Below are 23659 nucleotides of genomic sequence, written 5' to 3'. Positions count from 1 at the left end.
GGATGTTCTCGTACATCGTAGAGGGTTCATACACTTATTACAACAGGTTCATCATTCCGTGTCAAAAAAGGGGAGCAATATATGACTTGACATTTTTAATTAATATGTCATAATGATAGTATCGAAACGACATTAAAAGTTACGGAAGCAGGTGGCACAATGGAGGCTAACGAAAATCAATCACCCTACACTTCTCATAAATATCGAACTCCAGATGGCGCCCCTAGCGACATCGTTATCTTCACGATTACGTCTACTGAAAAGCATTCAACGAAGAAGGCCCTTCCCATTCGGGAACTGCAGGTCCTGCTGATTCAAAGAAAACAGTGGCCTTTCGAAGGCCAATGGGCTTTACCTGGCGGGTTTTGTCAAGCGTCGGAAAGTATGTATGAATGCGCGCGGCGGGAGCTCCAAGAGGAAACAGGCGTAGCGGATGTGCATATGGAATATTTTAACGTTTACAGTACTCCCGGGCGTGATCCCAGAGGATGGATCATCTCTCACGCGTTCTTCGCCTTAGTTCACGAGAAGCAGTTGGCAGAGCGGCGCGCTGATACGGATGCGGTAGATGTACGCTTATTTCCTTTAGAAGAGGCGCTTCGTTTGGAGCTGGCCTTTGATCATAGGGAGATTTTGACAGACGCTTTGCATCAAATTCAGGCAAAGATGATCACCACGACGATAGCCAAGGAGTTTCTCCCCGAGGAGTTCACGATTGGTGAGCTATATCAAGTGATTCAAACGGTAGTGCCGCATTTCGAAGAACGGAACTTCATTCGTAAGATCACCTCGACGCAGAGCCGCAAGGGAATTATTGAGGAAGTGCGTGATCGACACGGAGAGTTGAAGCTTTCGAATCGCTACTCGCAAAGAGCAGCGCAGTTATACTGTTTTACCGATCTGACGCCGCAGCTGTCGATTTACAGCTAGGCGCTTCTCTTTTATATTTTGATATTGTCATTATGATATTATCAGGAGGAGTTTTACATGAAAAAAGTATGGACTCTAGCCGCATTATTCATTTGTATGATGGCAATTGCCGTTTACACGTCCTCAACGCCAATTGAAATCGTGGCAACGACAACAGGGTTACTGTGTGTCTGGTTGACAGCTAAGGAAAATATTTGGGCATGGCCAATCGGGTTGGTCAATGTGGGCTGTTTCTTCTTGATGTTTTGGGAAGCCAAACTTTATGCGGATACGATGCTGCAGGTGTTCTTTTTCGTGCTAAGTGTGTACGGTTGGATCATTTGGCTCACGAAGAGAGAAGGTACCAAGGTGCGACCCACTCGAAAGTTGACCATCCGACTCACGTTAATTCTTAGTCTGCTTTTTGTAACGGTAACAATCCTCTGGGGATATGTACTAAAATCGTATACGGACGCATCCATTCCTTATGTAGATGCTTTGATCGCCACGCTGAGCCTCATAGCTCAATATTTGCTCTCATCCAAGGTATTGGAGAACTGGCTTTGCTGGATTGCTGTCGATGTTATGTCCATCGCGATGTATGCGTATAAAGATTTGTATACACTAGCTTTCTTGTACGTTATCTTCTTGATCATTGCCACAGCGGGATACATCTCATGGAGACGTGAGCTACAGTTCGTAGATCGGAGGGAGCAAGTATGTCACACCACAGAACAGGCCTAACACTTGGGAAGTTTGCGCCGCTTCATCTAGGTCATCAACTCATGATCGAAACGGCCATCCAAGAAACAGATGAAGTGATTGTTGTCATCTATGATTGTCCCGAAACGACGGATATTCCCTTGCGTGTGCGCTCCAATTGGATCCGTACCCTTTACCCTCAAGTACAGGTTATCGAGGCATGGGACGGTCCCATGGAGATAGGTGATACGCCTGCGATTAAAAGTATGCATGAAGCCTATATTCTGCAGAAGCTGGAGGGGCGGAAGATTACACACTTTTACTCCAGTGAGTTTTATGGTGATCACATGAGTTTAGCTCTGGAGGCAGAGAACCGTCTGGTCGATCCTGATCGGGTAACATTCCCGGTTTCTGGCACGCAAGTGCGTCATAAGCCTTTTGCCAATAGACAGTTTCTCAACTCTGTTGTGTATGAGGATATGATTGCCAAAGTCGTATTCCTTGGGGCTCCATCAACTGGCAAATCCACACTTTCTGCTTATATGGCGAAACAGATGAACACCGTCTGGATGGCGGAGTATGGTCGAGAATATTGGGAGAAACACCAAGTGGATCGAAGATTATCCTTAGAGCAGCTGGAAGAAATCGCGGAGGGTCATCTAGAGATGGAGGATCGTCTCGTACAGGATGCGCGTGAAGTCATTTTTGTAGATACGAATGCGATTACGACATATATGTTTTCACATTATTATCATGGCAAAGCGACGCCTCGATTAACGCAATTAGCAGTTGAAGCAGCGTCACGGTATGATTGTGTATTTGTTTGTGATACGGACATTCCCTACGCAGATACCTGGGATCGTTCCGGTGAAGTGCAGAGACTTTCTTTTCAAAAGCAAATTATAGCTGATCTCCAAATGAGAAGAATCCCCTATTTCATCGTAAGCGGGACACTGGATGAACGGGCAGATAAGGTAACTAAGATCCTTAAGCAATTTGGTAAATATCAAAGCTTGGGAGAGCGATTACTGGCAGGCATGGAAGGGCAGCTAAACTAAATAGATCGATAACAGACTACGGGGAGGTAGAAATATGAACGAAAATGACATGTTGGGCAAAATCAAGGGTGGGCTCTACGGTGTCGCTATTGGGGACGCTTTGGGTGGAACAACTGAATTTATGAGTGTCAGAGAAATCAAAGCGAGATACGGGTATTTGACGGAGATTATCGGTGGAGGTGCCTGGCGGTTAGAGCCCGGTGAAGTGACGGACGACACGATGATGACGTTGTGTGTGGCGGAGGGGATTTTGGAAAACCCCAGAGACCCTTTGGATGCCATAGGTGTTCAGTTTATGAATTGGTATCAAACAAGGCCCAAAGATATCGGCAATATCATCAGACATACTTTTGAGAATTATGAAGGGAATTGGTTCGAGGCAGCTTACTTAACTCACAATGAGATGGGCCAAAGTGCGGGCAATGGTTCACTAATGCGTTGTTTGCCTGTTGCTTTGGCGTACACGGATTGGAAGGATATCGAGCGAATTTCCCATATGCAATCGAAAATGACCCACTATGACGAAAGATGCAATGAAGCTTGCATCCTCTATAATCGCATTGCTTTTCGTCTTCTGCAGGGAGAAGAGATGAAAGCAGTGATCCAGGAGGAGTTGATCGGAACGGAGTATGAAAATATGCTCACGTCAGCGCCAAATTGTGAAACTAGCGGCTTTGTTGTTCATACGTTCCGCTGGGTGCTCCACATTTTGCTGGAAGCTTCCGACTTTAGCGAAGTCGTTCAAAGGGCGGCTAACTTAGGCGGTGACTCTGACACGATTGGTGCCATTGCTGGTGGGTTGGCAGGTATTTATTATGGCTATGAGCAGATTCCGGCTAAGTATGCGGAGGCGATATTAATTAGGGAGCGGTTGGATGAGATAGTGGTGAGATTGATTGGGGTAAGGGCATAGTATGCAGTGAATATGAAAATAACTTACGGACAAGTGAAAGCACCTAGAAACGGTGGCGCTCACTCTGTCCGTTTTTTCATGCCTATTGTATTGGAATTATCCAAGGGCCGACTACTTAATATCTTGTAAGAAATTCTAGAAATCACAGAAATTTATCTGATAGGCGGATGCTATTATACAAATATAAATAAAGACGAGGTGATGAAATGCAGGCAAAATTGGCAACGGACGCCATTCCCACCCCCAAAAAGCGGGATTCATGGATAAGAACGATACAAAGATATAAAGTGATGTATGCTCTCTTACTTCCGGCATTAGTGTACTTTGCCGTATTCAAATATATTCCTATGGCGGGAATCATTATTGCTTTTAAAAACTATAACCTAGCGTTGGGACTATGGGATAGCCCATGGGTGGGATTGAAAAATTTTAAAGATTTTATGAATGGCGTTTATTTCTGGGACATTATGAGGAATACGATTATCATATCGCTGTATAAGCTATTGTTCGGTTTCTCCGCTCCTATCGTACTTGCTCTGCTTCTTAATGAAGTCTATACCCAATGGTTTAAGAAAGTTGTACAAACGATCACGTATTTGCCCCATTTTCTGTCATGGGTCATTGTTTATGGATTGATGGTGGCCTTATTAGCCCCAGGTGATGGACTTTTTAACATGCTATTAAAGCAAAATGGTGTTGGGCCTATCTCCTTTTTAACGGAACCAGCTTGGGGTAGACTGCTGATCATTTTATCAGAAATATGGAAGGATATTGGCTGGGGAGCGATATTGTATCTTGCCGCATTAGCAGGAATTGATCCTAGCTTATATGAAGCAGCTCGAATTGATGGGGCTTCCAAGTGGAGACAGCTATGGCATGTCACATTACCCGGCATTCGAGGCGTCATTATTCTGATGCTGATCCTTAAATTAAGTCATATTCTGGACGCTGGCTTTGACCAAATATTCATGTTTGCCAACAGCTTTAACCAGGAGAAGATCGATATTATCGACACATGGGTATACCGAGAAGGGTTAGAGCGTCTTAAGATTGGCTTAGCTACTGCTGTGGGATTGTTTAAAGCTATCATCGGATTTGCTTTAGTATTGGCTGCGAACAAGCTCGCCAAAAAATTCGATGGGCAAATTTGGTGAGGTGGTTTTATAAATGATCAATTTGACAGTCGGGGAAAAAATATGGCAAGCAGTCGTATATTTTATTCTTACTCTACTAGCCCTACTTTGCTTACTTCCCTTTTTGTATGTGGTTGCTGTTTCCGTGACGCCAGAATCCGAAGTGTTAAGAAAAGGAATTGTTATTATTCCAGAATCCTTTACGTTCGTAGCCTATAAAGAAGTGTTCATTTCTCATGGTATAGGGCAGGCGTATAAAATTACGTTGTTTCGAACGATTGTAGGCACTGCGCTAAATGTGTTTTTTACGATCCTAGCTGCTTATCCGTTATCCAAAAAATATTTGCCAGGGCGCAGCACATTTTTAATATTCATTGTGTTTACCATGATGTTCAGCGGTGGATTAATTCCGACTTATTTGTTAATTCGCTCACTCGGATTGTTAGACAGTCCGTGGGTATTAATTATTCCGCATCTCATTAGTGCATTTAATCTGGTCATTATTAAAGGCTTTTTCGAGCAATTGCCTGCTGAAATCGAGGAATCGGCGAGGGTTGACGGCGCAAGTGAACTTCAGTCGCTATGGCGAATCATTTTACCCCTGTCCTTGCCCGTCCTTGCCACGATTTCCTTGTTTTACGCCGTGGGGCATTGGAACAGTTATTTCGATGCCATTGTTTACTTGAATGATTCGAACTTAATGCCGCTTCAAGTTGTCTTGCGCAACATTCTGCTTAACGTCGCAACACAAAGCGCCGATTCGATGGCCAATTCCGGAACGGTTAGCAAGTTCGCTGTGCAAATGGCTGCTATTGTCGTGACGACGGTTCCGATTTTGATCGTTTATCCATTTATGCAGAAGCATTTTACTAAAGGTGTACTCATGGGATCGATTAAAGGTTAAAAGGCAATTCCTACCTAGGTTGTTACGGGGACACCGTGATAATATATATACAAGCAAAAGGAGAGGTCAATATGGAACGTAAAAAGATTACATTTACTGTTCTGGCTGCTATCGTAGGCCTGGGAACGCTATTGTCAGCATGTGGGAACCAAGAAGAAGTTAAGCAGACAGCTTCGAGCAGCCCTCAATCCGAGGCTAACAAGTTTGCGAACAAAATGAAAATCTCGATGTTTAACCAAGGTACTTTCAATGCTGCTGCTCCGATACCTCCACGTGAAGAAGATATTCAACGCCAAATGTTGGAAAAGGCGATGAACATCGACTTGGATATGACGATTCCACAAGCTGGGCAAGCCACAACCAAACTGAATACCCTCATTGCAGGAGGGGATATTCCTGATTTGCTCTTCTTGAAGAGCCGTTCCGATCTTGCTCAATATTATGACCAAGGCATTCTTGCGGATTTGACCCCGTACTTGGATCAATTTCCTGAATTGAAGAAGCGTTTTGGTAATGACTCCTGGGAGGCGACGTCGTATCTGGGAAAAACGATTGGAGTTCCAGGTTATGATAATGTAAACGGTATTAGTCGAAGCTTCTTCATCCGCAATGATTGGTTGAAAAAGCTAGGCTTAAAAGTGCCGACAACCCCTGACGAGCTGTTCGAAGTGATGAAAGCCTTTACGGAGAAAGACCCAGATGGCAACGGCAAGAATGATACGTACGGATTCATAGGCGGTATGAATAAAGAAGGAAATCTGCAAACCTACGGCTTCGATAGCTTGATGTGGATGTTTGGCGTCAATCCTCCTTCAGCCATTGAAGTGAAAGACAATAAACCAGTATTCCTATTTATTGATCCTAAAATGAAGGAAGCGCTCGCTTACATTAATAAAATGATGACAGCGAAAGTTGTGGACCCTGACTGGGTGACGATGAATACGCCTGATTTGTTGGACCAAAAGTTATTTAAAGGTAAAGTTGGCTTCATGATCAGAGATGCCCGCAGACTGGAACCGGATTATCAGCAGAAAATGAAAGAAATCGGCGGAGAGGTACCGGAATGGATCGTCATTCCTCCAATGAAAGGGCCTTACGGCGATCAAATCGTAGAGAGAAAATCGTTCCAAGGCAATTCATGGGCCATTTCCAAGAAAGCGGATAAGGACAAAATCATCCGGATCCTGTCCATGCTGGAATATCTATTTACGGACAAAGAAGCCTACCCGAATTTCGCATACGGAATTAAAGGGATTCATTGGGATGTCGTAGACGGCAAGATCAAAAATAAAACCTCTGAATTATCCAAGGAAATGAAAGAGAAATACTTATGGGTGGATCATTATAGAATGCCGCGCCGTGGCGATGATGCTGAGTACTTCAGCTTCCAGAATCCGAAGACGGCAGAAGCTTTCACGAACAATCAGCAATATGTGGGTCTTACTTTGCCCGGAAATTTGTTGACTGCAGATCCGAGTGATACCTTGGCAGCAGATCGCACACGTTTCATTAATGAAAGCTTAGTCAAATTTATGTCTGGCAAAGACCCTCTTACGAACTGGGACAATTTCATCAAAACTTTGGATACAAAGTTCGACATGCAGAAATATAAGGATACAGCAGTTAAACAATTTAAAGAAGCAGGCCTAATCAAGTAAATAAACGAAGAGAGTGGCGATAAATAGCCCCTCTCTTTGTTGTCCTATGCTATGCTTAGTTGAATACAGATGTAAAAGGAAGATGACCGATGCGAAGAAGAATCAGCTTGCCTTTAAAACTATTTATGCTTGTGTTTGCGTTTGTATTAAGCTGCATTATCTTGATAAGCCAATTGTCCTATCGTTATGTCCAAAAGGAAATAAGAACCAACGACATTTATTACACAAACCAAATATTGGACAAAGTTGACCAGTATTTAACGGTTAATTTTTCCTCCTTCCAGACGATCTTGTTCTCGGTCGAAACTTCGGTGAAAGCAAACATTTCCAATACGGAAGTCATTAAAAAGCAATTAAGAGAGCTCTACGAACTGAACAGTAATTATGTGAGTAACATTTACTTGATCAATAGTGATTTATCCATTCTAGGCGGAAGTACGCCTACGCGAATTTTCGATGAACCTTTATCTGACAGAAAACCTTTATTTGAGGCGGCTGACAAGAACAAGCGAACTACATTTGTCAGTGATCCTTATAAATCGAAGTATTCCGGCTGGACCGTTACGATGGTGAGATATCTGAACGGCGCTCCGTATCCTATGGCCATTGCCGTAGATTTGGATCTAAATGCGATTGAAGAAACCTTGTTTAAGATTAATAAAAAAGAACAAATGAATCTGGCATTGATTACCACATCGGGTAAAATCATTGCTGGATTTTCCGAAAATAGAGGACCCCTTAGTATTCAAGATCATACTTTTTCAATCGGGGAAACGTCGGCAGAACAAATTCTTGAAACGACGGGAACAAGCCTTCAACTCCATACAAAAGACGGCTTACCGGTCTCCATTCTGAAGAAACCGACGGAGAAATTCAATTGGTTCCTCATCTCGATCAACGATGAATCTCGCATGGAAGCTGCGTTGTCCAGATTGGAAAACTATTATCTCGGACTTCTAGTTGCAGGCCTGCTCTTAAGTTTGTTCATTTCCTTTTTTATCGCCAAGTATATAAGGAATCCGCTCTATGCACTCAAAACAAAAATGAAGCGGGTAGAGCAAGGCGATCTGACAACGACAGTTACCATTAAGCGAAACGATGAATTCGGTGACCTTTCCCTAGCATTCGACCGTATGCTGCAGCAAATTGTGGAACTGATTCGGCGAGCCGAGCTTCATAATGAGCTGGAGCGGAAACTGGAAATACAAGTACTGCAATCTCAAATAAACCCTCATTTTCTATATAATACGCTTGGATCTATCAGCAATGTCATACGTCTCGGACAAATAGAGAAAGTAGATGTGGTCATTGGGTCTCTCATTTCAATATTGGAATATGGGATCGCCGACGCTTCGGAAAAGGTTTCACTACGTCAGGAGTTGCGCAATGTATCGGACTATATCGCGATCCAGAACATCCGTTATAACAGGCACTTCCACTTAATTGAACATATCGAAGATGGGTTAATGGATTTTCCGGTTTTTCGAATGCTGCTGCAGCCCATTGTGGAGAATAGTATCTTCCATGGCTATAACGGAGGTGGAATCGAAGGCTCGATTACGATTCATGCGTACAGGAATGGCAGCATCGTCATGATAGAAGTCATTGATCAAGGCGAGGGAATCCCAGCGGATCGAATACGGCATATTCTAATTGCAGACCCGAGTGATCACGAAGTAAAAAGGAAAAGAATTGGGTTAAATAATATTCATGGTCGAATAAGACTTCACTATGGGGAGCAGTTTGGGCTCCAAATTATAAGCACACCTCAGGAAATAACCTGTGTCCGCGCCGTATTCCCGGTAGGTTCTTTTAAAGGAGATGTATGACGGTGAGAGACTACACTTGCTTCATTGTTGACGATGAAGATCTAATCATTCAACGCTTGGAATTATATTTTAGCGAGCTCTCCTATAAGGAAACGCGATTCCATTTAGTGGGGAAAGCGAATAATGGGCTGAAGGGGATAGAGGAGATTTTAAAGCTCAAACCGGACATCGTCATCTCCGATATCGTTATGCCGCGCATGGATGGGATTGCCATGATCGAGCAGTTAAAGCTGGAACTGCCTCATACCCAATTCATTCTTTTGACAGCATATTCGACTTTTGAATATGCGCAGAGAGCTATCCATGCCAACGTAATGGAGTACATTGTTAAGGTTCCCTTGAATGAAGCAGATTTGGATCGAGCTTTGGGTAAGGCGGCAGGAATTTTGGATGAGGTTAAGAAAAAAGAAGAGGAATTTCAATCTTTAAACGTTTCCGTACTTGAAAATAAATACAGGGTTCGCAAGCAGTTTTTTAACGAACTGATCAGAGGCGAAATACCTTCTCATCGGGTATCGAATTTCACCAATCGCATGGAGTCTCAGTTCTTTCAAACCAACTACTGCTGCTTTATTGTTGAAATGAATCTGTATGAAAATTTTCGCAATGAATATTCAGCAGTTGACCAAAGCATCTTGAAATATGCGATTACGAATGTCATCGAAGAAACGGTGATGAATTGTGGCAAGGGTGTTGCTACGGATCTATCTAATAATCGTTTTATTGGCTTTCTCTCCTGGGAAAATAATCGCAGTAATATGGATACGGAGTATGCCTGCCAGGCATTGGGGAGTCAGATCGTCTCCCATTTGCAGCAGTATTTGAATCAAAGGGTATCCGTAGCTTTTGGCGGTCCGCATCGAGGCTGGGAATCCATCAAACAAGCTTACACGGAAGCTCAAAATGTGAGTGAGGATTTCTATTATCATGCAGAGAAGGTAGTCAAAACACCCGCGCATCGGTTCAATTACCGGAATGACAAAAGAGAGGAATTCCAGCAGAAACTGGCTGATTTTCTTGTAGGGGTGCAAAGACAAGTTTCCAAGGAAGAGCTGGAGAAAGAATTTGCTGAGTTAAACCAATTTGCTACTGATCATAAAATTCATAGGTCCATCATGGCACCTATGCTTCGAGACTTGTACAGAGACATAATAATGAAATTTAAATCGGGGAATACCTCGACCACGGATATAGCAGAGTTTCCCATCGAATTTATGGCATTTCGGGAGCAACTTACCTATATTAGCGACTTCACATTCGAATATGTACACGCCGGCCAACTTTTACATCGGGCAGAAATCATGAGAGCCATGCGCTTTATAGAGAAAAATTTGAAACAGCGTTTAACTTTGGAGGCTATTGCTGAGGATGTGAACTTAGCGCCATCGTATTTTAGCAGCCTATTTAAGAAAACAATGAACGAAGGTGTTATCAGCTACATCAACCGTAAAAAAATCCAATTGGCGCTCGAACTGTTAAATGTTCAGGATTATTCGTTACTGGAATTGTGTGAGGAAGTAGGCATTGTAAATGAAGGGTATTTTTGCAAACTATTTAAAGAATATACGGGCGATACACCTAAGCAATATCGGATAAAAATGACAAGGTATGAAACCAAATAGGGTTGCAAAAAAATGTATGAATTTTTCTCGAAATCATGTAAAAAAACGGGGATCAAAAGGCTTACCATGATAGATGTATCTAATCATGGAGGTTATCAAAATGGAGCTTATTAAAGCGGATGTAACCGTCGTAGGCGGAGGTATTGCTGGGCTATGCGCCGCCATTGCTGCCGCTCGTCAAGGGTTGCAAGTGTCACTTATTAATGATCGACCTGTTCTTGGGGGGAATGCCAGCAGCGAGGTTAGGGTTCATATCAACGGGTCGGCCTATCTCGGAAAAAGTCCATCCTATTATGCGCGTGAAGGCGGGTTGGTGGAAGAACTCAAGTTGAAGATTTTCCACTATAATCCGTTATATAACAAAAAGCTCATGCTTTCGCTATCAGATACGGTCTTGTTGGATATGGTCTATGATGAGCCTAACATTTCTCTATTTCTGAATACATGCGTGCATGAAACGGGAATGGAGAACGGCAGAATCAAATGGGTTGAGGGCCTTCAATTGGCTTCCGAAAGGAAATTCCGTTTTGAAAGCCGAACCTACATCGATTGCTCCGGAGACGGGGTTGTCGGATATCAGGCAGGTGCTCTCTTCCGATGGGGGAGAGAAGCGAAGCATGAATACAAGGAAGACTTGGCTCCTGAAGTGGCGGACCGCTACACTATGGGAGACACGATCCTTTTCCAAGCCCGCGACGTAGAATATTCCGTTCCGTACAAGAGGCCTGGCTTTGCGTATGATATTACGAAGTTGGCCTTTTTCGATAGTATTAGAAAAGGCTTGAACCATCGGGCTTTTCCAAGAAAAATCAACGGACTTGGCGGATTGTGGTGGCTGGAATACGGCGGGCATATGGATGTTATTACAAACAATGAAGACATTGCATTAGAGCTGCGGAAATTGGTTTACGGGATTTGGGATTATATCAAAAATAGCGGCGAATTTGATGATGTGGACAATCTCATCTTGGATTATGTATGCCCAATTCCGGGAAAACGGGAATCGAGGCGATTTATTGGGAATCACATGTTGTCTCAGAACGATCTTACAGCAAAGCCGCATTTCGAAGATGCTGTATCCGTCGGGGGATGGTATATGGATTTACATGCTGCTAAGGGCATCTACGATGAGGGACCGGCTACAGCATGGAATTTTGTGCCTGGCTTATACAATATACCGTTCCGAAGTTTATTTTCGCAAAATATACCTAACCTCATGTTCGCTGGTCGCAATATAAGCGCTACCCATGTTGCTTTCGGATCGACAAGGGTAATGGCAACGTGTGGTTGTATGGGGCAGGCAGTCGGAACAGCCGCTTCGCTATGCTCGAAATATGACGTAGACCCCGCAGACATTGTTGAAGCTCATATGAGGGAGCTGCAGTCGCTGCTGCTTCGGGACGGGCAAACGATTGTAGGGCTTAAAGAGGAATTGGATCCTTACTTTGCTGACGGATTAAGCGTAAGTGCCTCGTCTCAGCGCAGTTATGACAATCTTCATCCAACCGAAGCAATTCCCTTGGAGAATGGGTTATGTTTGGTCTTGCCGATTCAGACATCCGTGGTGGAAAGCGTACGGATCCAAATAAAAAATAGTTCCGAGCATTCGGAAAAACTGCATGTGAAGCTGTTTGGCGGGGAACGGAAGGAAAACTACATTCCCACCAGCCAGTTGAAAGACTACAGCTTGACTATTGCAGCTGGTCATGACGACTGGATCACGCTGGACTTGGACTGCAAGAAGCTGACGGACGACAAAATTTACATCGTACTGGAAGGTACAGCGAGTCTTGCCGTATACGGCAATGAAGAGAAAATGACAGGAGCGGTCAGCTTCCATTATAGGCCGGAGGAGCCGTCTAGGCTGAAGAAATTCAATAAGAGTATCTGCTTTAAGGACTTGCTGCCACTCCAGAATATGTATAATCCAGAGAACGTCGTCAACGGCTACTCTAGACCTTATGGGCTGCCGAACGGCTGGATTTCCGAACGTACGGAAGGACAGGAGTGGTTGGAACTCTGTTTTGCAAGCCCTAAAAATCTGGATGAAATTCATCTCGTTTTCAACTCACAGCTGGATTTGGAGCATTTCGACGATCCGATTGAGCCTCTTATGCAAGATTATGATGTGACCTTGACCTTAGAGGATGGAACCGAGAGAGCAATCATAACCCGTGGAAATTATCTCACGTTGAATAAACATAAGGTGGATGCGAAATGTGTAACTCGAGTCCGGATTAATTTCTGCGCAACTTACGGTTCGCCTTATCATGAAGTGTTTGCTGTAAAATTGTTTGCTCCTAAAAACGATCAGTGAGGTCAGGTGAAGTCGCGATGCAGGAATTATTCCCTCGAAGAGGGTTACCTAATGTGTTTCAGAAGTTGGAAAATGGGGAAACGGTGACAATTGTTTATTTTGGCGGCAGTAATACGCGTTCTGAAGGATATAGGGTCATGACGGCGGATTGGCTTCGGGGGCAATATCCCAAGGCGGATATCCGCTGTGTGAATGCAGGCATTGACGGTACTGGATCGGATTTGGGCTGCGCCCGTTTGGAGACGGATGTACTGCGCCATCAGCCTGATCTAGTGTTTGTTGAATTTGTCGGTAACGATGGCGGAGTTCCCGAGTCCAAGGCGCGGATCGAAGGAATTGTCCGTCAAATCCGCAAGCGGAGTCGATTTACAGATATCCTGTTCGTTTATACGCTGAAGGAGCGAGATGTTGTAGGATTTCAGTCTGGGGAGTACCAGAAGGGAGCTCTTATGCAAGAGGATGTGGCCGATTATTACGGTATTCCTTCGATTCATCTGGGCATAGCGGTCAGTCATTTGGTGATGGAGGGGAAGCTCATTTTTACCTCAGGGGGCTCAGGGACAGACAAGTCCATTCCCGGAGCTATTGTTTTTACGCATGATTCGATCCATCCGACAATTCCTGAAGGACACCAGATTTATACAGATTCGATCACTCGGTCGTTTGAGAAAATTACCGAACTTCAAGGTCACTTGGGAAGGGTGGAACATAACTTGCCTCATGCCCCTTTGGTCCCGGCCAATCCTTGGGAGTACGCCACTATGCTGCCGCTGGATGGCCATGCTAATTTATCGGCAGGATGGTCCTACGTGACTCCCGATGATTTTGCGCTGGCCCGCAAGTATGAATGGTTGTTCCCTGGACTATGGCGAGCAGTCGATCCTGGAGAGGCTTTCACGGTGCAATTCGAAGGTACTCACATCGGGCTGTTCGATATCGGGGGACCTGATTCCGGCAGATTGAAGGTGACGGTGGATGACGGGGAGCCCTTCCTTGTCGACCGATTCACGCCATACAACGATCATAATCGGAATCAGTATGTTTTCTTGCCAGAGCTTTCGAATGGGAGACATACAGTTCGCTTCGAAGTCGATACCGAAAAGACAGACAAAGCGGCTGTGTTTGAGGCATGCGGCAATGAGCGAAGTAGGGAGCATGTTCGGCAGCATCCGGATTGGTACGATCAAACGGTGATCCAGCTTGGGAAGTTGTTGTTGGTGCAGCCGCCAGTATAATGGATAAGATCGGTTTTGTCCCCTTGGAAGACCTACATGGTGCCTGACTGCTGTTGAGCAGTCTAATACCATGTAGGTTTTTTTATTCGATTTAAGGAACAAATTGTCTATTTGTATAACCTTCTAAATCCAGTATCTGGCTAATCAACAGGCGTGCTCATTTTATTCTAAGTTGTATTTTTCGATTTAACGAACAACTTTAATGTGAATTGATTGAAGTTGGTTGTAACAAGTGTTATTCTAACAACGGTAAACTCGAAATCTATGCTCTTCAATACATCTAATAATTGTCACTATTTTAGTTATAAAGAAAGGTAATACTATGATAAAAGTTGAAAACTTATCCTTCTCATTTCCGCAAAAAGAACTATATAAAAACATTTCATTTACGCTTGAAGAGGGACAACATTGCGCTTTTATAGGAACAAGTGGCAGTGGGAAAAGTACATTGATAGATATACTGATGGATCCAGAAAGATATTTGTTCGAGGGCAAGTTAGAAATAGACACGACTTGCAAAATTAGGCATGTAAGTCAATTCCCCCAATTCGACAAAACGAAAGAAACAACAGTTTTTGAATATATAGGGGAAGAATTTATTAAGATACAAAATGAAATAACATCTATTTGTACGGAAATGGAAACATCATCGGATATGGATGCGTTATTAGAAAAGTATCAATTAGCTTTAGACGCATTTGATTCAATCGGTGGGGCTGATTTTGAAAGCAACATTAATAAGAAACTAAATCTAGCAAACCTCATGAAGCTAAAAGATCTTAGGGTATCCGACCTGAGTGGTGGGGAATTCAAACTTATTCAAGTGATGAAGGAAATGCTTAGTAGTCCAGACTTAATGATTATGGACGAACCAGATGTATTTTTAGACTTTGAAAACCTAAATGCGCTTAAAAATCTGATTAATTCTCACAAAGGAATGCTGCTAGTTGTTACGCACAACCGATATCTATTGAATCATTGTTTCAACAAAATTCTACACCTTGAAAACATGGAGATCCAAGAGTTTGATGGGCGATATATTGAATACAACTTCTCATTACTTCAGACTAAAATTGAGTTACAAGAAATCGCAGTCGCTGAACAAGAAGAAATTGAGAGATACGATAACATTATTGATAATCTTAGAGCTATCGCAACGTATAATTCAGAAGCATCTAGAGGTAGAGCGTTAAAAGCTAGAGTTAGATTTCAAGAGAGATTGGAAGCACGTAGAATTAAAGCACCATTTGTTGATATTAAGCAACCGAATATTAGTTTTGGTATTGAAAATGAGATGGAAGACACCATTGTTGTAAATGTCAATAATTATAGTGTTACCTTTGATGAGTTGCTTTTAGATAATGTTAACTTTGAGATAAAATCTACGGATAAAGTAGCCATTATTGGTCCAAACGGTACCGGGAAAACGACTTTACTCCGAGATATCTTTAAAAATAATCATGCTTCAATTGAAATACATGCTGATGTTAAAGTGGCTTATTTATCTCAGAATCAAGGAGAAGTGCTAAAGGATTCTAATACAATACTAGAAGAATTCATCGATGCTGGGTTTAAAACGTATGATGAGGTTAGATCATATCTTTCAAACTATGGCTTTGAAGGAGAAATCGTTAATCAAAAGATAGCATCTTTATCTGGTGGAGAAAAAAACATGCTTCAATTGGCTAAAGTTTCTGCCAGTAAAGCAAACGTATTGCTTCTTGATGAACCGACAAGCCATTTGGACACCTATACACAAATAGCGCTGGAGAAAGCCATTGAAGACTATAAAGGTGCGATTCTCATGATTTCTCATGATTTCTATTCTGTTGTAAATGGTATGGATTATGTGTTAATCATTGACGATAAGACGATTAGAAAAATGAGTATGCGAAAATTTAGACAGATGATTTATGCGAGCCATTTTGATAGAGACTATCTAGAAAATGAACAAAATAAAAAATCAGTTGAAATGAAAATAGAATTGGCTTTAAAAGATACTAATTTTGAACTTGCAAAAGTATTGGTTGAAGAGCTAGAAGAACTGATTAAGGTGCTTTAATCAACCATCCAACAAGAACGTGAAGTCAGTTTCAGCTAATAGAGCTAAAGTGAATTAGTCTGATTTCAACGATGAAATAAGATGTTGGAGGAAAAGTATCAACATAAAAGACACTGATGATTAGGATCTCAGTGTCTTTTTACTGCTCGAATATTAAACAAAGTGCTAACAGTCCTATTTGTCAGTGAATGTTCATTGAAAATAAAGTGTTAGACTGAAACTGAAGCAGAGGTTTTACTTGTAAAAAATATATTGGCTGGTTACGAATCCATTTTGAAGATCAAGATTCCTGAAAATGACTGTCATTATTGGTGTGGATTAAGTCACATAAATGAGCAATTACAGAATAACAAGCCTCCTCATCGAATGGAATTAAATAAGACTTACCAATTCGAACTGGAAATCGTTTATGTAAATGAGTATGTAAAGTTACAAAGCGAAAATCGGATTGGAATACAGCAACCTATAGAGGAGTCTCCACATACGATTTTTATAGCAGAAGTAAAAGAACTTATAGATGAGTACACACTGCTTTGCGACGTTGGAATATTTGAATCGTACATTGAGGTGAATTTAGAAAATAAATGCTATGAAATAAAGCAAGGAGAAATAATTAAATTTACTGGTGAGATGCAATTGAACTTAGTGAATTGAATTATTACTGAAATTTACTACCAAATGATTGACAGCCTATTCAACTACCGGGAAACGAGGCATGGAAATTATGACCCTGATGAGCCTTGTGATGACCCAAGTTGTCCTTGGAACAGGATACCTGGTGTGGCTAGAGCAACTTGGGATAATATATTGTAGCATTAAGGATCTGAACTATCGGAAAACGTTTCGAGGTTCCCCCGCTGATACCACATCAAATGTTTAATAAGTCAAAAGATGAAATTGAATTTTAGGTAATTTCTCAACCGAATAGTAAAAGGGATAGGATCGTAGTAGATTAAACTTCGTCAAACCTAACTAAGGAATGGAGGTCGGTCTTTCTAACGGAACGGGGTAGTCTGGTCACGAATTTCTTGTAATACTTAATGTTACGCAGCACTCTTATATCACTGGATAAAAGCGACTTTTCCGAAATAATCCACGTATGATTTTTTGAAAACTTCCTTCGAAGAGCAGCAAAATTAAACCTATTTCCAGAATACACTTTAAACCCCCTCACTTTGCAATCCCTGCAGAACCGAGTATCTTCACCTATATTTATATTTGTAAAGCGAACGCGTTTACAAACCGATTTTTTAAATACAAGTGTAGCTCCAGGAAGTGTATCCACAAACGTATTCTCCTCTCTCGGAAACCTTAAAATCAATACTCGATGGCCACTAAGCCAAACATAATGGGCGCTCTTTCCGACCACATCGACCTTTTTCTCCGAAAGTACTCGTATCGATTCGGACAAATACGAAGGTGAGTAGAAGTCGTCATCATCGAATTTGGCAATATACTCGTACTTTGATTTATCCACGCCGTAATTTATGCATTTTCCTAGAGTGTCTTTTTCAGGAAGGCGATACACGGATACGTTTTTATACTTTCTAACCAGTTTTTTATATTTGTCTATTTTAATATCATCTTTATTGATAATAATGATAAGTTCCTTCTTACCCCATTTTTGCCGAGCATAATTATTAAACAAATTATCGATGTACTCGGCTCTCTTTGTGCAAGTAATAATTGAGACTCCCCTTGTGACATGTTTGAAGCCATTTTTAGCGGGCATGCGCAGTAGCCTCCTTCTGACGATTTCACATCGGTACTCCATCCAATCACTACATGTTTACGTCGAAAATAAAGAAATGCAACGGCGTTTCGCCGGGGTGGAAATCCTCATTCGTACATCTGTACAAAAACTTCTATTTTGAAAATTTGCCAAGAACACTTTTTCAGTGACCTGCCTATCTATCGGGATGGAATTCGTTGGAATCGTTCGTAGAATAATTGTCTATTGATAGCACTGAAGTCGAGTGGATACTAGGAAACTCAATGTAAATTTTTTTATTTCAATTTAATGATGCCTTCCTATCTATATAAACTTCATGTACACTTATTGGTAGAAAGTACCTTACTTATGGAGATGGAAGGAACGGGTGGAATCTGATGAAAATGAGCGGCAATACGGTTCTTGTTACGGGCGGGTCATCCGGCATTGGCTTCGAATTTGCAAGTCAGCTGTTGAAGCTCGGGAATACCGTTATTATTACGGGGCGGGATCAAGCGAGGCTTGATGCGACTAAGAAAAAACTGCCAAAGGTACATACGTTTCAGAGCGATGCGGGAGATCCTCAAGCGATTGCAGCATTGTATGCTGCAGTGGTGAAGCAATTTCCCAAGCTCAATGTCTTGATCAATAACGCAGGGTTTATGCGAAGAATAAATCTTCATGCTGCGGGTAACGACCTGGAGGATTTGAACAGCGAGATCGAAACGAACCTCAGTGGTCCGATCTGGATGGTGCAGCAATTTTTATCGCATCTGAAAACGCAAGAATCGGCTGCGATCATAAATGTCTCATCAGGACTTGCTTTCGTGCCTCTTCCGATCTCGCCCATTTATTGCGCAGCAAAGGCCGGCATTCATTCCTATACGCTTTCGCTCAGAGCACAGCTTAAAAACACCCAGGTCAAAGTATTTGAGCTGGCTCCACCTTTGACAGAAACTCCGCTGGTGGATACATTCGATCCGGCAGATTTGACAGGTTCAAAGGCGATGCCGGTTGCTGACATGGTGAGTTTTGCGATCAAAGGAATGGAGAGTGACCGATACGAAATCCGGCCCGGCCAAAGCAATGCTTTAAAAATGATGAACCGGATAGCGCCGAATTTTATTTTTAGCCAGCTCAGTAAGACTGTGGACCACATGCTGGGCCAGAAAAAATAGTAAGTCATAGAAAGAAACTCATCATTCAAGCTCAGCCCGCCTTCGATCCGATAAGCATTGGGAAAAGATAGCCATGACAATCCGACACCACCACAAGTTGGTTGGTGTTTTTTGTTAGCGGCGGAGGGTTACACCAAATAGAACAGTATGATTTTGGCAAACCACCAAGGCACTTTAAGGTATCAAAAGCCTGTCTCATGGAAGTTCAACATTTCGTCTATCTCACGTCCACCATTGTCGGGTGACAAGAAGATGTTTTGTAAAAAAAACAATGAAAATGGTAACTTTTTACTTTTTCGATTCGTCTAATTCGTTAGAATAAACAATTGGAGTGATGAACTTTGAAAAAGTTTGTTTTAGGTCTAATTTGCGGAATTGGTTAAACCGCGACAACCGCTGTATATGCCTCAGACACAATTCAAGCGTATTTGTTTCCTTCCAAGTTTGTGTTTAATGGTGAAACCAAAGAGTTGGATACGAATGAATATGTTGTGTTAAATCATAACGGTCATGCATATGTACCTGTTCGATTCGTGGCTGAAAATATGGGGAAAATCGTTAAATACGAAGATGAAACGAAAATCATTTTTATCGAAGACACTAATTTAAGTAAAAAGTTGACGTTAGATAAAGAATTTCTTACATTTGCTTCCGAAGGTAAAATCAAAGGTATTGAGTTCGGAATAGGGGCAAATAAAAATGACGTTATTCAAAACTGTGGAGAACCACATCAAATTGGTTCCTGGCAAACCCATTTTATAGATGGCATAGTTATTATTTCTTTTTTTGGAAACCTGATGAAAATGCTGGTGCGATTAGAGTTAGCGGAAATGTGATACCATATCGTTTGTTTTCTTTATTGCTGATTCAAAAGAGGGACAAATAAGTTATTTAACATTAAGCAAGGAAGGAGAAAGTGTGATGAGCAATAAGGGAAAATTGATTAAAGGGACGATTGTGTTAATTATTATCCTTAGTGCTTTTTTAGCTTGGTGTCCCTGGCTAAACGCAAAACGTGCAAATGCATGGGCAACTTCAGACTTTAACAATGCTTGGAAAGATACTTCTGACGGATGCGGTGTTCAGGATGCGACAGCAATAAAAAAAGAATTATTCGGTTACTATGTTAAGCTTATATACGATTGTGGATTAAAACCTATTGATTCAAAGGAACCATTAAAATCCAAAACAGTGTTCGTGAGTTCTATTGGGATTGTATTCTGAGCTTTTTCAAAAACATAGTTATAAAATATTGTAATATTTTACCATCGTGACCCATTGTGCTAACGGAGAACGATAGCTCAATAAATACGAAGAAAAACGGCAGCCTGCATAAATGGCTGCCGTTTTCTCAACTAATGGACTGGTTAATTCGAATAAGTCGTTTTCCTTAAAGTGGGAAAATGTTATGCTGAAGGAAAGCAATTGGGGGGAGTATTGGTGCAAAAAGGAAGTTTGGGGATCGTACAGATTGGAAGCGTGTTTTAGTTAAGGAATATGCTCAGTCTTTTATCGAATCGGATAGCTTTAATGGTTATGTGACCCTCTTGCGAATTGTCAAAGTATCAGCCCCACTTTACATTGAATATAACGGAAAAAGAATTTGCATTGTTGATGATGGCTATCTATGGCTTCAACAATTCCCTTCAGGTCATAACCATTCGGTAACAACAATGTTTGATTCAAAGGGTAATATTGTGCAGTGGTACATAGATATATGTTCCCAAAATGGAATCAGTGAGAACAATGTACCGTGGATGGAAGATTTGTTTCTGGATTTAATTGTTTTACCATCTGGTGAACTAATTAATAAGGATACGGATGAACTGGAAGAAGCTTATATCAGCGGAATAATAAATAAGACACTATATGATTTAGCTAAAACAGAGTCAACTAAGCTCATCGAATTAATTAAGCGAGATGAGTTCGCATTATTAAAGCTTTCTGAAGTACATAAAGAATTTCTGTCTCAAAAGCTAGAAACAAAAGGCGGTTCATTCAACTAACGTAAGAACAGTAGGTTCAAGTAATCGATGAGACGAAGAGGGGGAAACCGAAATGAAGACGATCAACCGCATGATGGACCACCTGTACTGGGCGGACGGACGCATCTTGGACGCACTCGAGGAGAGTGAGACGAAGAACAAGGACCTTCTGAAGCTGGTTAGGCACGTCGCGGTCGCGGAACGAGTCTGGCTGTCCCGATTGCAGGGCAAGGGCAGCGCGCAATATTCGTTGTGGGAGGAAGCGGAAGACCTGACGGCGATCCGGACTATGTTCGAAGAAAACGCCGAGCAATATCGCGTCTATATCGAAGGGCTCGAGGAATCTGAGTTGGACGAGATGATCGACTATGCGAACCAGAGCGGGGTTCCGTCCCGAACGTCCGTCCGGGACATCCTGTTGCAGGTCCTCTTACATGGGCAATATCACCGGGGACAGATCAACCGGGCACTTCGGATCGAATCGGCAGATCCAGTCCAAGTCGATTACATAACGTTCACGAGGCTCTAACAGGGCCTAATAATCACCATTACTCGGGAATGGGATTGGCATTGTACTAACGGAGAACGATAGCACCAGGACAGCGGGCTGCTAACAACTCAAAGGATTTTAGAAAGGACGAGAAAAAAATTAAAAGAAGATGTTCCACTGAAAAAGCAGTGTGGTCAGATACAAGAGAAAAACAGTATCGACAAGACTGTTTATGCGCAGATTTTCGGTATTAAATGGGAGGTGTAAATTTGTGAAATCATTCTTCAAATTTCGCTGGTGGAAATTACTTGTGCTTATTGTCGTCATCGCAGTTGGACTCGTTGCTGTTCTCATCAATCCCTACGATCCTGACGCCAAAGCACTCGAAGCCATGAAGAGTAATAGTCGCGTTGAGGTATTGAATACAAAAAATTGGATACAGTTCACTCCGCAACAGACGAAACAAGGTCCTGGCATTATCTTCTACCCGGGCGGTTTAGTGGAACCCGAGAGTTATGCAACACTTGCTGGCAAATTAGCCGAGAGCGGTCACCCTACCTATATCGTTAAAATGCCCTTGGATTTAGCCGTATTAGGAGGCGATCGTGGCAATTTACTGCTGGAGGAATTTCCCGATACCGCTTTTGTTATAGGCGGGCATTCGCTGGGTGGTGTCATGGCATCCCGATTTGCGCAAGCCCATCAAGACCGTATTAAGGGCATCTTCTTTTTGGCCTCTTATCCTGATGCGAAAGGAAGCATAAGCTCCTCTTCCATCTCAGTCTTATCGATTATTGGCACAAAGGATGGCGCTGTAAATAAGGATACTTGGGAATCTGCGAAGCCCAATTTGCCTGCTTCGACAACATTTAAAATCATCGATGGGGGCAATCATGCACAATTTGGCAGCTACGGCTTTCAAAGAGGGGATTTACCGGCGGACATTTCAGCCGACGAGCAACTGAAAATTACAATCGATGCAATTGAAAACTGGATAATATCCGTTCCTCGTTCCTAAAATCATAGTTATCACAAAGAGCAGATGACGCGGCTATCTGCTCTTTGTGATATAAACGCCTAGCTAACGACAATCGGCGTGCGATCTGAGGAAATCTTGCTGAGGACCGGACAAGAATCTAATGTCAGATGACAAGAACATTTTCCCATTACCGATAAGATAAAATGAGCTGCTCAACTACCATGAAAATTAAAAGTCTGGCAGTCGAAGAAAATGAACAGCACTAAAGAGGACGCTGCCCATTCGTTTTTAAAAAGTGTAGCGCCAAGGATATAAGGGGGCATAGATCAGGAGACTTCCGAAATCGTAACGTTGTAGCCTAAAGTTTCAAGCCTTCGAACCGAATTCCGTACAATTGCTCCAAGTTTTTGCTTATCAAAATAATCTTCACCTAGATCAACATACATTTCTTTTCTTGTAAGTAGATAATAAGCGATTCTTAGCATGGCACGGGCCACTACAATAGCTGCTCTTTTCCTACCTTTTCGTGCCAAAGTTCGTCTATACATAGCACCAAGATAATTTTTAGAGGAACCTACGGAATGTGCCGCCTCTGTTAGGGCAGATTTCAAATATTTGTTTCCTTTCTTACCTTTAGAAGACTTCCTTTTGCCTGCGCTCTCATTATGTCCGGGTACAACTGCTGCCCAAGAACACAAGTGAGCCGCACTTGGAAATTGCTCTTTAATGTTTGTTCCAATTTCAGCTAAGATTTGTTCAGCCATTCGAGTGGCAACTCCAGGGATAGAATCTAATCGATCTATGTCTTCTTGATCTGAAATAACTCTCTGGGCAACTTCTTGATCTAACATCTCAATTTGTTCTGAAAGGAAATCAATGTGACCTAGAATGGTTTTAAGCATCAAGCGTTGATGAGGATTAACGTAACCTCGAAGAGCGAGTTCAAGTTCATCTTTTTTCTTTTTCATAGATCG

20 protein-coding genes and 1 pseudogene are annotated in these 23659 nt (G+C 42.2%); 19 read left to right on the top strand and 2 right to left on the bottom strand.

Annotated features, from left to right (window positions below):
• Nucleotides 1-159: 159 nt before the first annotated feature.
• The 13 genes from AC58QC_RS23035 (at nucleotide 160) to AC58QC_RS22975 (ending at nucleotide 16996) form a co-directional block, all read left to right on the top strand.
• Nucleotides 160-930, top strand: coding sequence for an NUDIX domain-containing protein (locus AC58QC_RS23035; RefSeq protein ID WP_497417396.1), 771 nt, complete (start codon nucleotides 160-162; stop codon nucleotides 928-930).
• 57 nt (nucleotides 931-987) lie between these two features.
• Entirely contained in the window at nucleotides 988-1653 is a 666-nt protein-coding gene (gene pnuC, locus AC58QC_RS23030; protein WP_497417395.1) for a nicotinamide riboside transporter PnuC, read from the top strand.
• The gene (locus AC58QC_RS23025; RefSeq protein WP_497417394.1) at nucleotides 1629-2669 is read left to right on the top strand and encodes an AAA family ATPase; all 1041 of its coding nucleotides are present in this window, start codon (nucleotides 1629-1631) and stop codon (nucleotides 2667-2669) included. Before pnuC ends, AC58QC_RS23025 begins: the two co-directional genes overlap by 25 nt.
• Nucleotides 2670-2703: 34 nt before the next feature.
• Entirely contained in the window at nucleotides 2704-3582 is an 879-nt protein-coding gene (locus AC58QC_RS23020) for an ADP-ribosylglycohydrolase family protein (RefSeq protein WP_497417393.1), read from the top strand.
• 206 nt (nucleotides 3583-3788) lie between these two features.
• Nucleotides 3789-4736, top strand: a complete 948-nt coding sequence (locus AC58QC_RS23015) for an ABC transporter permease (protein WP_497417392.1) — start codon at nucleotides 3789-3791, stop codon at nucleotides 4734-4736.
• A 13-nt stretch (nucleotides 4737-4749) separates the two neighbouring features.
• Nucleotides 4750-5619, top strand: a complete 870-nt coding sequence (locus AC58QC_RS23010; RefSeq protein ID WP_497417391.1) for a carbohydrate ABC transporter permease — start codon at nucleotides 4750-4752, stop codon at nucleotides 5617-5619.
• Between the two features lie 71 nt (nucleotides 5620-5690).
• A complete protein-coding gene (locus AC58QC_RS23005) occupies nucleotides 5691-7277 on the top strand; it encodes an extracellular solute-binding protein (protein WP_497417390.1) in 1587 nt (528 codons plus the stop codon).
• 89 nt (nucleotides 7278-7366) lie between these two features.
• Nucleotides 7367-9106 carry a sensor histidine kinase gene (locus AC58QC_RS23000; RefSeq protein ID WP_497417389.1) on the top strand — a complete coding sequence of 580 codons (1740 nt, stop codon included), beginning with the start codon at nucleotides 7367-7369 and terminating at the stop codon, nucleotides 9104-9106.
• A 2-nt stretch (nucleotides 9107-9108) separates the two neighbouring features.
• On the top strand, nucleotides 9109-10728 hold the full coding sequence (locus AC58QC_RS22995) for a response regulator transcription factor (protein ID WP_497417388.1): 1620 nt from the start codon (nucleotides 9109-9111) through the stop codon (nucleotides 10726-10728).
• Between the two features lie 100 nt (nucleotides 10729-10828).
• The gene (locus AC58QC_RS22990; protein ID WP_497417387.1) at nucleotides 10829-13045 is read left to right on the top strand and encodes an FAD-dependent oxidoreductase; all 2217 of its coding nucleotides are present in this window, start codon (nucleotides 10829-10831) and stop codon (nucleotides 13043-13045) included.
• Between the two features lie 17 nt (nucleotides 13046-13062).
• Nucleotides 13063-14280 carry an SGNH/GDSL hydrolase family protein gene (locus AC58QC_RS22985; RefSeq protein WP_497417386.1) on the top strand — a complete coding sequence of 406 codons (1218 nt, stop codon included), beginning with the start codon at nucleotides 13063-13065 and terminating at the stop codon, nucleotides 14278-14280.
• A 322-nt stretch (nucleotides 14281-14602) separates the two neighbouring features.
• Nucleotides 14603-16342, top strand: coding sequence for an ABC-F family ATP-binding cassette domain-containing protein (locus AC58QC_RS22980; protein WP_497417385.1), 1740 nt, complete (start codon nucleotides 14603-14605; stop codon nucleotides 16340-16342).
• Nucleotides 16343-16615: 273 nt separating this feature from the next.
• Nucleotides 16616-16996, top strand: coding sequence for a hypothetical protein (locus tag AC58QC_RS22975; RefSeq protein ID WP_497417384.1), 381 nt, complete (start codon nucleotides 16616-16618; stop codon nucleotides 16994-16996).
• 298 nt (nucleotides 16997-17294) lie between these two features.
• On the opposite strand, the gene AC58QC_RS22970 is transcribed toward AC58QC_RS22975, so the two are convergent.
• On the bottom strand, nucleotides 17295-18074 hold the full coding sequence (locus AC58QC_RS22970) for a glycosyltransferase family 2 protein (protein WP_497417383.1): 780 nt from the start codon (nucleotides 18072-18074) through the stop codon (nucleotides 17295-17297).
• A 377-nt stretch (nucleotides 18075-18451) separates the two neighbouring features.
• Here AC58QC_RS22970 and AC58QC_RS22965 point away from each other — a divergent pair, with 377 nt between their 5' ends.
• The 6 genes and pseudogenes from AC58QC_RS22965 to AC58QC_RS22940 all read left to right on the top strand — a co-directional run bounded on the left by AC58QC_RS22965 (nucleotide 18452) and on the right by AC58QC_RS22940 (nucleotide 22724).
• Nucleotides 18452-19231: an SDR family oxidoreductase gene (locus tag AC58QC_RS22965; RefSeq protein WP_497417382.1), complete on the top strand. Its 780-nt coding sequence runs from the start codon at nucleotides 18452-18454 to the stop codon at nucleotides 19229-19231.
• Nucleotides 19232-19635: 404 nt separating this feature from the next.
• Nucleotides 19636-20067, top strand: a pseudogene (locus tag AC58QC_RS22960) (stalk domain-containing protein); the annotation flags it as partial.
• Between the two features lie 85 nt (nucleotides 20068-20152).
• On the top strand, nucleotides 20153-20455 hold the full coding sequence (locus AC58QC_RS22955; protein WP_497417381.1) for a hypothetical protein: 303 nt from the start codon (nucleotides 20153-20155) through the stop codon (nucleotides 20453-20455).
• Between the two features lie 314 nt (nucleotides 20456-20769).
• Complete coding sequence (locus AC58QC_RS22950; RefSeq protein WP_497417380.1) at nucleotides 20770-21237, top strand: ribonuclease FAU-1 family protein; 468 nt, start codon at nucleotides 20770-20772, stop codon at nucleotides 21235-21237.
• Between the two features lie 52 nt (nucleotides 21238-21289).
• Nucleotides 21290-21745 carry a DinB family protein gene (locus AC58QC_RS22945; protein ID WP_497417379.1) on the top strand — a complete coding sequence of 152 codons (456 nt, stop codon included), beginning with the start codon at nucleotides 21290-21292 and terminating at the stop codon, nucleotides 21743-21745.
• A gap of 232 nt (nucleotides 21746-21977) precedes the next feature.
• Nucleotides 21978-22724: an alpha/beta fold hydrolase gene (locus tag AC58QC_RS22940; protein ID WP_497417378.1), complete on the top strand. Its 747-nt coding sequence runs from the start codon at nucleotides 21978-21980 to the stop codon at nucleotides 22722-22724.
• 287 nt (nucleotides 22725-23011) lie between these two features.
• Here AC58QC_RS22940 and AC58QC_RS22935 read toward each other — a convergent pair.
• Nucleotides 23012-23659, bottom strand: a 648-nt coding sequence (locus tag AC58QC_RS22935) for a transposase (RefSeq protein WP_497417377.1), incomplete at its 5' end; no start/stop codon positions are given.

Source organism: Paenibacillus sp. J22P51 (assembly GCF_059692215.1).
This window is presented reverse-complemented; position numbering and strand designations above follow the sequence as displayed.

Bases quoted from the DNA above. Each gene is read 5' to 3' on its own strand.
- AC58QC_RS23035 (WP_497417396.1), top strand. From the start codon at position 160: ATGGAGGCTAACGAAAATCAATCACCCTACACTTCTCATAAATATCGA.
- AC58QC_RS22985 (WP_497417386.1), top strand. From the start codon at position 13,063: ATGCAGGAATTATTCCCTCGAAGAGGGTTACCTAATGTGTTTCAGAAG.
- AC58QC_RS22965 (WP_497417382.1), top strand. From the start codon at position 18,452: ATGAAAATGAGCGGCAATACGGTTCTTGTTACGGGCGGGTCATCCGGC.
- AC58QC_RS22945 (WP_497417379.1), top strand. From the start codon at position 21,290: ATGAAGACGATCAACCGCATGATGGACCACCTGTACTGGGCGGACGGA.
- pnuC (WP_497417395.1), top strand. From the start codon at position 988: ATGAAAAAAGTATGGACTCTAGCCGCATTATTCATTTGTATGATGGCA.
- AC58QC_RS23020 (WP_497417393.1), top strand. From the start codon at position 2,704: ATGAACGAAAATGACATGTTGGGCAAAATCAAGGGTGGGCTCTACGGT.
- AC58QC_RS23015 (WP_497417392.1), top strand. From the start codon at position 3,789: ATGCAGGCAAAATTGGCAACGGACGCCATTCCCACCCCCAAAAAGCGG.
- AC58QC_RS23005 (WP_497417390.1), top strand. From the start codon at position 5,691: ATGGAACGTAAAAAGATTACATTTACTGTTCTGGCTGCTATCGTAGGC.
- AC58QC_RS22955 (WP_497417381.1), top strand. From the start codon at position 20,153: ATGAGCAATAAGGGAAAATTGATTAAAGGGACGATTGTGTTAATTATT.
- AC58QC_RS23010 (WP_497417391.1), top strand. From the start codon at position 4,750: ATGATCAATTTGACAGTCGGGGAAAAAATATGGCAAGCAGTCGTATAT.
- AC58QC_RS22970 (WP_497417383.1), bottom strand. From the start codon at position 18,074: ATGCCCGCTAAAAATGGCTTCAAACATGTCACAAGGGGAGTCTCAATT.
- AC58QC_RS22990 (WP_497417387.1), top strand. From the start codon at position 10,829: ATGGAGCTTATTAAAGCGGATGTAACCGTCGTAGGCGGAGGTATTGCT.
- AC58QC_RS23025 (WP_497417394.1), top strand. From the start codon at position 1,629: ATGTCACACCACAGAACAGGCCTAACACTTGGGAAGTTTGCGCCGCTT.
- AC58QC_RS23000 (WP_497417389.1), top strand. From the start codon at position 7,367: ATGCGAAGAAGAATCAGCTTGCCTTTAAAACTATTTATGCTTGTGTTT.
- AC58QC_RS22980 (WP_497417385.1), top strand. From the start codon at position 14,603: ATGATAAAAGTTGAAAACTTATCCTTCTCATTTCCGCAAAAAGAACTA.